This window comes from Sporomusa sp. (assembly GCF_035561255.1).
Taxonomy (GTDB): domain Bacteria; phylum Bacillota; class Negativicutes; order Sporomusales; family Sporomusaceae; genus Sporomusa.
The window spans coordinates 1-2,580 of the sequence record NZ_DATMXX010000285.1 but is presented as its reverse complement, the minus strand read 5'-3'; the positions used below and the strand labels follow the sequence as shown (position 1 = coordinate 2,580).

At 45.4% G+C, this 2,580-nt stretch carries 2 protein-coding genes; both read right to left on the bottom strand.

The features are described 5' to 3' along the window. Positions 1-315 precede the first annotated feature (315 nt). Positions 316-1,893, bottom strand: coding sequence for a transposase (locus tag VN379_RS15555; protein ID WP_325535457.1), 1,578 nt, complete (start codon positions 1,891-1,893; stop codon positions 316-318). Between the two features lie 202 nt (positions 1,894-2,095). After that, positions 2,096-2,580, bottom strand: a 485-nt coding sequence (locus VN379_RS15550) for a YbaK/EbsC family protein (RefSeq protein ID WP_325535455.1), incomplete at its 5' end; no start/stop codon positions are given.

Below are 2,580 nucleotides of genomic sequence, written 5' to 3'. Positions count from 1 at the left end.
GTGCGCTTGTGAAAGCCGTAGAAGAGGCTGGCTTTGACGTGGTTTAATTAAAGATCCGGTAAAGAAAACACGGCTTGCGCCGAGCCTTTGGCGAAAGTGGAAGCCGATGTTGCCCTTATCCAGGAGAAAGTTATGCTTTCTATCAGGGAGTCTGCTTAAAAAATGAATAAAAATGAGCTATTTCCGTTCATATGGCAGAGAAAATCAGCATAAAGTCTTTGTTTCAAACAAATGGTGGCATATTGCTCGTCCCAAAACCTACATTGTAGCTCTTAACGGTTCCGTAAACCGTTAAGAGGGCAGACTACCCCCTTGTCAGGCCGCATGTGACCACACCGCCTTTTTTGCCGTGTCCTTATCAATACAATATGCATGTTTAGGACTATTCAATAGACGCTGAAGGCGGCGGAAATTTGCACCTAATGATCTCATCCGCGCAACATAAGCTAAATTGCGTGTTCCCCGATATTGAGTACGGCGAAGACCATAGTAGTTTACTAACTCATTTTGCTTGGCCTCGATCTGTTTACGCAGATTCATGCTTGCCTTAAACAAGTCTGTATTCTCTTCTCGCCGAGCCTGAGATATAATGGCGTGATGTTTATGAACAAACACGGTACGTCGATCTTTTCCGCCTAAACACGTCGAAGTTAGGGGACACGTTTGGCAAGGTGATTTCTTCGTGTTCCGAATATGGAACTGCATTCCGTACTTTACCTCATACGACCGACCGCAGTCATGGCCTTGCGGACAGGTGAGCCTGGATAAATCATCGCTAACCTGGAAACCCTCCTCTTCAATGGTAGGGCCTTCTGGTGTTCTCGCCGCTGGCGCTATGACTTTTACCTCTCTTGCTTGCATTTCTAACCGTTGTTCAACCGCTCCATAGTGCGAATCACCAATGACCGTCGGTTCTTCTACCGGAGAGAGCAACAACGAATCGATTAATGGAGCTAGAGTATCGCCGTCATGCTGGTTGGCAGCGATTACGTCGCTAGCGGCAATAAAGCCTGTCTTACCTATCTGTATGGAGCCGATTTTGTAGCCACGCCAGTGAATCTTCCCTTTGCAGCCAAACCGAGCATCGACATCATACGCGGAGATAACCATATCTTTTACTGTGGATGTGTCAGCAAACGTAACGGTACTGTCCGCATGCCGAATGACGCGTTCCTTCATGATACGCGCTAAACAGCAGACACGACTCTTCAATACGTCATCTTCTAACAAATCAGGATTTTGTTCGAACCATTGAAGAAGGAAATCAATCACCCGAATATAGTCTGGTAATGAACTCGCTTCCCACCGCTTCTCCTGCGTTAGCGGCTTGCGCAAATCGTTGGGCAATTGACAGATATGGCCTTTCTTCTTGAGGCGACGTACCACAAACGTGACGGCTTGTTGAATAAGACTAATCGAACTCTGTTCACTGATGGGAGAAATTGAATGCGTCGTATCGGTTAAAAAGGGCTCTTTCCCTGTCAAAATTCCCAAACAGTACAGTAGATAGATAAAACGCTGCAACAGCAAGGTATCCAGATTTTGATGAATCAAACGCTGCCGATGAACAAATAAGCTAACCGCATCAATCCCAGGTTCATCAACTCCCATGCCGAGTGCATATTTAAATTCTAGATTTACCTGTGTCTGTTGTTCCATATCGCGATCTGAGGCTGCGTGCATCTGTTGCAATAGGCAAGCCAGCGTCATTCTCAGCGCAAATAAGCTTGGTCTGCCGTTATCCCGACTGTATAAACCCTCTAGGTCTTCGGGAACTACGAGTATCGGGGCGAATTCACGGAACAACCGATAGACAGAGTTCTCTGGAATCAATATATCCCACAACTCATCATAATTGTAAAAACTGGTTTGTACATTATCCCAGCGGAACATCGTCCAACCCTCTTTCTACCGTTCTTTACCAGTAGTATTCGACGGATATGACGATTTCTCTTTTAAAATTGGTGAAAAAATGAGGGTTTTTAAGCAGACTCATCAGGATAAAAAAGGACCAAGCAGCTCTAAGGCTTCCATCTTCATAAGTGGAAGTTAAGAGCGCTAAGTCCCTGAAAGTTAGTCGACTAAAAGCCTATTTTTATTTTACATCAATGATTTTCCCTTGTGTGATTGTTGCTAATTGCTCGGGAGTAAGACAAAATACGTCAAACGGCGTGCCAGCAGCTGCCCAAACCTCGCTATATTGAAACAGGTCTGAGTCGATAAAGCATTTGAGTTGGTTCACATGTCCGATGGGCGGGATACCACCAATGGCAAAGCCAGTGGTTTCCTGAACATAATTGGCATCAGGCCGGGATACTGCTTCTCCCAGGTATTCCTTCATCTTTTTCTCATTAATACGGTTGTTGCCACTGGCGACAATAAGTACAGGGGCACCGCTGGTTTTTCCACGAAAGATCATGGATTTGACGATTTGCCCGACTTCACAGCCAATGGTATTTGCTGCTTCGACACAAGTGCGGGTGGAATCCTGCATAGTAACTACCTTGAGCTCCAAACCGTACTTATTAAGTGCTTCCTGAATTTTTGCCGCGCTTTTTCCTAATGTTTCTGACATTATAG

Coding starts and splice junctions, on each gene's coding strand:
- VN379_RS15555 (WP_325535457.1), bottom strand. CDS start 1,893: ATGTTCCGCTGGGATAATGTACAAACCAGTTTTTACAATTATGATGAG.